At 64.6% G+C, this 6941-nt stretch carries 5 protein-coding genes and 1 pseudogene; 1 reads left to right on the top strand and 5 read right to left on the bottom strand.

The genetic code is table 11. The features are described 5' to 3' along the window. Window positions 1-865, bottom strand: a pseudogene (locus tag CWN80_RS06830) (IS3 family transposase); the annotation flags it as partial. 126 nt (window positions 866-991) lie between these two features. On the opposite strand from CWN80_RS06830, the gene CWN80_RS06825 reads away from it, so the two are divergent. Continuing rightward, window positions 992-2239, top strand: a complete 1248-nt coding sequence (locus CWN80_RS06825; protein ID WP_128277056.1) for an IS256 family transposase — start codon at window positions 992-994, stop codon at window positions 2237-2239. Between the two features lie 24 nt (window positions 2240-2263). Here CWN80_RS06825 and CWN80_RS06820 read toward each other — a convergent pair whose 3' ends face one another. The 4 genes from CWN80_RS06820 to CWN80_RS06805 form a co-directional block, all read right to left on the bottom strand. Beyond that, complete coding sequence (locus CWN80_RS06820; RefSeq protein WP_007927022.1) at window positions 2264-2467, bottom strand: transposase; 204 nt, start codon at window positions 2465-2467, stop codon at window positions 2264-2266. A 768-nt stretch (window positions 2468-3235) separates the two neighbouring features. Next, window positions 3236-4756: a hypothetical protein gene (locus tag CWN80_RS06815; RefSeq protein WP_202865228.1), complete on the bottom strand. Its 1521-nt coding sequence runs from the start codon at window positions 4754-4756 to the stop codon at window positions 3236-3238. 189 nt (window positions 4757-4945) lie between these two features. Next, entirely contained in the window at window positions 4946-5641 is a 696-nt protein-coding gene (locus CWN80_RS06810; RefSeq protein ID WP_007927014.1) for a TIGR02391 family protein, read from the bottom strand. 113 nt (window positions 5642-5754) lie between these two features. After that, window positions 5755-6912 carry a helix-turn-helix domain-containing protein gene (locus tag CWN80_RS06805; protein ID WP_192899847.1) on the bottom strand — a complete coding sequence of 386 codons (1158 nt, stop codon included), beginning with the start codon at window positions 6910-6912 and terminating at the stop codon, window positions 5755-5757. Window positions 6913-6941: the final 29 nt, after the last annotated feature.

Genomic DNA, 6941 nt, shown 5'->3' with positions numbered 1-6941 from the left:
TCGCAGTCGTAGGAGTCGCCACGGCTGCCGACGGATGCGACGGCCTCGGCTTCGGCGAGCCGCTCGGTGTAGCGAATGGCTCGGTACTGGACTCCGCGGTCGGCGTGGTGGATCAGGCCGGTGACGTCCTGCCCGGCCCGCTGCCGGTTCCACAGGCCCATGTCGAGGGCGTCCAGGGCGAGGTCGGTGCGCAGGCTGGTGGACACCTGCCAGCCGACGATCATGCGGCTGAAGACGTCGAGGACGAACGCGACGTAGGTCCATCCGGCGTGGGTGCGGACGTAGGTCAGGTCGGCTACCCACAGCTGGTTCGGTCTGGTCGCGACGAACTTCCGCTTGACCAGGTCCTCGGGGCGCTCGGTCTCCGCGCCGTCGCCGATGGTGGTTTTGCGGGTCTTCTCCCGCGGGATCCCACGCAGCCCCTCGGCCTTCATCAGCCGTTCGACGGTGCAGCGGGCGACCTTGACGCCCTCGCGGTTGAGCTCGGCGTGGATCTTCCTCGCGCCGTAGACACCGAGGTTGGCCTTGTGGGCGACCTTGATATCGGTGACGAGCTCGGCGTCGCGGATCGCGCGTGCCGACAGCGGCCTGGTCTTGGCGGCGTAGTAGCTGCTCGGGGCGACCTGCACGCCGGCGTCATTCAACACCGCGCAGATCGGCTCGACCCCGACCTCGCGCCCATCGACCACGTCGTGGCGATGGGCCTCGATGTAGGCCACTACCTGCTGGTGGGGCGGTCGAGCTCCGCCGCGAAGAAAGCCGAGGCCGTCTTCAAGATGTGGTTCGCGCGCCGCAGCTCGCGGACCTCGCGCTCGAGCTCGGCCAACCGCTGCGCGTCGCTGGTCGTGGTGCCCGGCCGGGTACCGCCAGTTGAGTCCCCGATAGTGGTGTAGCGCGGTCGCTGTCCTCGTCCCGGTAGTGGACGTGGGTGCGGCCACCGCGTGATCCTTCGAGTCAACCTTCCACAGAATCCTCGAATGGAGTCATCACGATGACCGCACCTCACATTGTCGACCCTGCAGGCCTGCTGAGTGAAGCCCTGTCCGAAGCATCGCCGGACATGATGCGCAGCCTGTTGCAGACCATGATCAACGCGTTGCTGTCCGCGGACGCCGATGCCGTGGTTGGCGCGGAGTATGGCCGGGCCACTCCTGGGCGGGCGGCGCAGCGCAACGGGTACCGCCACCGCGACCTGGATACCCGCGTCGGGACCGTCGACGTGGCGATCCCGAAGCTGCGCTCGGGCACGTACTTTCCTGAGTGGCTCCTGGAACGCAGGAAGCGTGCGGAGTCCGCGTTGATCACGGTCGTCGCCGACTGCTACCTCGCCGGCGTCAGCACCCGGCGCATGGACAAACTGGTGAAGACCTTGGGGATCGACTCGTTGTCGAAGTCGCAGGTCAGCCGGATGGCCGCCGACCTGGACCAGGTCGTCGAGGAGTTCCGCCACCGGCCTCTGGCCGAGGCGGGCCCGTTCACGTTCGTGTCCGCGGACGCGTTGACGATGAAGGTTCGCGAGGGCGGGCGCGTGATCAACGCCGTCGCGCTGATCGCGGTCGGCGTCAACGGCGACGGGCACCGCGAGGTCCTCGGGCTGCGCGTCGCCACGTCCGAGACCGGGCCGGCGTGGAATGAGTTCTTCGCCGACCTGAGCGCACGGGGCCTGACCGGCGTCCGGCTGGTCACCTCGGATGCGCACAAGGGCTTGGTCGAGGCCATCGCGGCGAACCTGCCCGGCGCGTCCTGGCAGCGGTGCAGGACGCACTACGCCGCGAACCTGATGAGCGTGACGCCCAAGAGCATGTGGCCGGCCGTGAAAGCGATGTTGCACTCGGTCTACGACCAACCCGACAAGGACGCCGTCCAGGCGCAGTTCGACCGGCTGCTGGACTACGTCGACGGCAAGCTGCCCGAGGTCCACGAGCACCTCGACGCCGCCCGCGCGGACATCCTGGCGTTTACTGTCTTCCCCAAAGACGTGTGGACCCAGATCTGGTCGAACAACCCCGCCGAGCGCCTCAACCGCGAGATCCGACGCCGTACCGACTCCCTGGGGATCTTTCCCAATCGGGCCGCGATCGTGCGCCTGGTCGGAGCCGTCCTGGCCGAGCAGACCGATGAATGGGCCGAAGGACGGCGCTACCTCGGCCTCGACGTCCTCGCCCGCTGCCGCGTCAACATCGTGCCCGCCCTCGACCCCGAGATCGGAGGCGACAACCTGCCCGCATTGACCGCCTGAACCACCAGAAGGAACACGCAGGCGCTACACCACTACCCGGGGCTTGACCGTACCGCCGTCGATCTCGGCCTGCCGTACCCAGTTACGCAACGTCTCCGGATGCATCCCGAGCTGCTCGGCCACACGAGCGATCGCGCCCTGCTTCGTGGCGGGATCCTGTCGCAGCTCGACGGCCATCCGAGTGGCCCGCTCACGCAACTCGTCGGGGTACTTCCTGGGTGCTGCCATGACTCTCATCCTCCATGGATTGACAGCCTCCACCAGACCCGGGGCGATTCACGCACACGACACGGGGACCGCTGCACGAACAGGTGGCAGTTTCCCGCTCTCTACATCGAAGAAGCGCTGCGGGACGAGACATACGGTTCAAATGACGAGCTGCCGTGAAGAATCGGGACCCTTCCTGTCCATGGCCGTGACAAAGTCCCCACTGGTGGCCAGATGAGGTCCCCGCTGGTGGCCATGTAAAAGTCCCCACCCTCTGCTCGTGTCATCCATGAGCCGAGATCGAGGTCGTTGACTGCCCCGGCTGCGAGGAAGGCACCCGACCGGACCAGTAAAGTCGGCGTCGGCTGTCTAGATCCCCAGAAGCTCAGATCGCCCCAGGTTCAGCGAGAGCGGGCAGCTTCGGCTTCACCATGAGTCACCTTCATCGTCTGGGCCACACCGCCGCAAACCCCGGACCGTGTGCCCATCACCTGCGGAACCCGGCCTGGGAGGCCCCGTGGAGTTCCGCGACTCCTGACTCGTGCCGCCGGGGTGTATCACTGAGGCGATGGGTCGAGGGCTTCCAGGATGGTGGTCGCTGGTGGGTGAGTCAGGCCAAGGGTGGGCCGACCGTCTTCTCGAAGTTCACCGACACGTCGCACCAGCGAAGCTGAGGACCGCACTGGCCTGTTTCTCCCGTGCCGGTCAACTGATGGCGCATCTGTGACCCACTTGTGCCTGCGACTGCATCCTCCTGCTGTGGGCCGCTCCTTGGCAGCTCGATTCAGTTCAGACCTTCGACGCCGATTGCTTGGGCGAGGCATCGATGACCACGACCCTTCGCGGATCGGCTTGGTCCAGCCCGAGTCTCTTGATTGCGCGTGTTGCCTTGGAGACCTCGGCCGTGGAGTAGGCGATGACCACAAAAACTGAAGCTTTCGTCTTGTTCGCCCTTTCGTAGACCTCGAGTTGACGTTCCATGTTGCGTTCGAGGGAACTGCTCTTGGCGAGCTTGAACTCGATGAGCGCGCTGTCCAAGGCCACGGAGATTTTGAAGTCGACCGGGCCTCGACCGTTGTTGACCTCCCGATTCACGTCGAAGCGTGAGTCCTGAAGTAGGAGGCCGAAGAATCCTTGAACCTCACTCTCGTTCGCGAAGCCCTTTCCGCTGCCGCGGTTGATGACCCGCCACCCGTCCTGGTTCTCCACGTAGTGCTTGAACGTGTCGATGGCTTGGAGGGCCTCGTCGTAAGACGTCCAGGGCTTCTCGAACAGGTCGGTCTTTTCTGCCAAGTCGTGGGCCGCGCGCTGAACTTGATCTCGCAATAGCAGTCGCGTGTCGTCGACCTTGTCGCGGCTGGCCACAACCGCTTGATCACCGGTGTCTTCCTTGAGCTTAATGTAACAATCGATGAGCTCGGGGAACTGAAGCAGTGCTTGTGCCCGGACCTCACGCCGTTCCTTGTCTGATGACCGACGCACCAGCCGTGAGCGCAGGTAGTTGTTCACATCTGCGCGGAGTTGATCATTGTCGGTGACCTCGGGGAGGAGATCGAAGGAGTTCACCATGTCGGTTCGGTTGATCCAGGTGTCGTCCTTGGTGAGCAGGTCGGCTGGTGTCAGGATGACGAAGTCGCCGTTGGTGTAGGGAAGGTCGTACTTCGCGGTCGCCCATGTCTGTGTTTTGTAGTTGAACTTCGCTCGCGGGACAGACACCGTCTTGCGAGATGCGAGAGCGATGTGGGCGGTGGCGAACTCGGAGGTGTACCTCAGCAGGTAGTGCTTGATGAGATTCGTGGTGAGATCGGAGATGGTGTCGCGACCTACGCCTTGACGGATCAGCGCGAGCTTCTCGACATGGCTGGAACTCGTAATGGTCTCGTCGCCGAAGTTGTCCAGCATGTCCCCCAGCGCGGCGTGGAGAGCGATGGCGAACTTCGGGCCGAGTCCATGCCCACGGTTGCCACCGACCGCGAATCCGAGCCAGTTCTGGCGGACTTCACTGAACGTGTACCAGCTCTTTATGCGACCCGCGTCGAGCGGCTCGTGAGCGTGGTCGCGGAGAAATCGGAGGTAGGTCAGGATCTGGTCGTGGAGCGCCTGATACTCGTCCTTATCGCTGTTGAACAACAGGAAGGGATCGATGAAGACCGGCAAATCGGAGACCACCGAGATATCGAACGCACCGTATGCCTCGAGGGTCTGCGGGCTGACGTTGAATCTGTCGCTGAAGTAGATGCCGGCAGGGTCTGGGATCCATGTGGTCGGCTCATCGATGTTCTCGGGCTCCCCGTCCATCACACTCTCCATAGTTGGTCCTTGCGCCGAGGTAGTTGGTCCTTGCGCCGAGGTAGTTGGTCCTTGCGCCGAGGTAGTTGGTCCTTGCGCCGAGGTCGTCCTGTCAGCCCGACCGTTAGGCGCCTCGCCTATTCCCGCTGCTTTCCCAGGAGTCGCACTGCAGTACCTCGTAGGCTGGCGCGGCGAAATGGAAGTCTTGGATCAAGGCTGGGCCGGTTTTGCGGTGTCGAGCCGGTGATGCAGGAGACTCGCTAGCCCGAGGTACTCCAGCGCCTGCTGAGGGTCTTCGTCCTTTACGGGTTCGTGCGCCTTGGGATTACGCACTGCGAGCATGGCGCCGCGAAAGAGTGAGAGGAAACCCTCCTGCTCATCGCTGCCGCTACGACCTGCCGACGTGGATACAACAAGCTTTGGCGCGGCGCCGCCAAACGCATCACCCATGAGCTGGGCTCCAGACTTGTCGACGCCAGCGTGCTGGCGCACGCGCACTTCGACGGACTTGAATGCTTCGTAGACCGCGCTCGAGTAGTGGCCATCGGCGAACAGGTCACCGGCTGCCCCGATCACCTCGGGATGCAGGTTCTCGATCGATAGCCGCCGCACGGGGGCAGTCCTGGCCGCGGGGACCTTGCCCCACTTCACCTGGGTGTGCTGCATCTGCTTCGAGCCGTAGTCGTTGACGTGCACCTCGGCTACGATCCTGCGGTCGATGCCGCCGCGTGGATCGGGGACTTCGACGATGTCGCCCTCGTAGATCGCTGTCGTCACGTCGAAGAAGCCGCTCGTGGCTTGGATCATGGCCTGGACTTCGGTACGGACTTCGTCGTCGGTTCCCTCGTGTCGGATGATCACGACCTTCTTGGAGCCGTGACGTCGGGCGATGCTCGGCAGTGGCATGGGCCTCTTCCTGTCAGACCTGGTCTTGTGTTCTCGCTGCTGCTCAGCTGGCCAGGGCCACTGGCGCTGGCGACACGCCACGGGGGGTTTGTCGCTGCATGCCGCGCTGATGGTCAGCAGACCTTGGACCGTTCTCGTCGGTGCTGCAGGGGGATCACCCCGTCCGGCAGGTTCTTGATTTCTGGAGTCTGCGGTTCCCAGCCGAGCCACGCGTGGAGGTAGCGCGGAGCCAGACCGGCGGCGCCGTCGGCGTTGCTGGTCGGGACCTTCGCCTTGGTAAGCGCCTTGTCTAGCCAGATGGCGTGCTCGTGACCGACGTGGACGGGTTCACTGGTGTTCCACTTCCGTGCGCTGATCTGCTTGTACAAGCTGCGGGCGTGATTGTCGTCGATCTGCCCCAGCTGACGCAGACGCACCACCAGCATCTTGATCGCCACGCCCCACGTCTTCTTCAGGTCAGCCAACGTGCTGAGAGTGACCCGGCCCCCGAGTTTGCCCAGATCGGCCAGCAGGGGCTCGGCTGGGGCGAGGAAGGCCCCAGCGAAGCGGTGGGCCTGCTGCTCGATCAGACGCGCTTCAACGGCCGAAGCCGGTGGCGGCGTCGTGGCGTGCAGGGTCAAGTGCCCGAGTTCGTGAGCGACGGTGAAGCGCTGCCGATCACCGGGCGGGCTCGTGTCACCGGTCTGGGACAGGCGAGGGCGGCTGACACGGATCACGGGCGTGGTGTTCACGCGCAGTGACAGACCCAGGTGGCGTCCTAGCTCGTCGTCCATGGGCAGCACGACGACCCCAAGGCGTTCTGTGCGCCGGATGCAGTTGCCGACGACATCACCATCGTCCAGGCCAGCAGCTCGACGGACATCAGCGGCGAAGTCTTCGATGGCGCCCTCGTCGTTGAGATCCTCTCCGAAGACGGGCAGGGACTCGGGGTAGAAGGCCAGACCGAGCGCTTCGAAGGTATCGATGGCAGTCTCGGTGTCGGAGACGTACTTGTCCACAGTGCGCTTCGGTGCGTCTGCATAGGCACGTAGCCACGGGCGCGTGGACACCGGCTCGGCCCGCAACCCGGTCAGGTAGTCGGTCGTGCATGCCAGCGCGTTGGCGACGCGGTCGAGGGCGCCGGCTTCCAAGCTCTGGCGGCCGTGCTCGACCATGGACACCACGCCGGCGGGGATGCCGGCGTGGTCGGCCAGGTCGGCTTGGCTCAGCCCGTTGGCGTGGCGCAGCCGCTGGACACGCTGACCGATGTCGGCGGGGTTCGGGTTGATCACGTGGTGCGTACTCCTTGGTGACGTACTGG

Source organism: Janibacter hoylei PVAS-1, from assembly GCF_004025845.1.
In the GTDB taxonomy this organism is placed as follows: Bacteria; Actinomycetota; Actinomycetes; order Actinomycetales; family Dermatophilaceae; genus Janibacter; species Janibacter hoylei.
The sequence above is the reverse complement of the archived record's forward strand: the minus strand, read 5'-3'. Positions and strand labels throughout refer to the sequence as shown.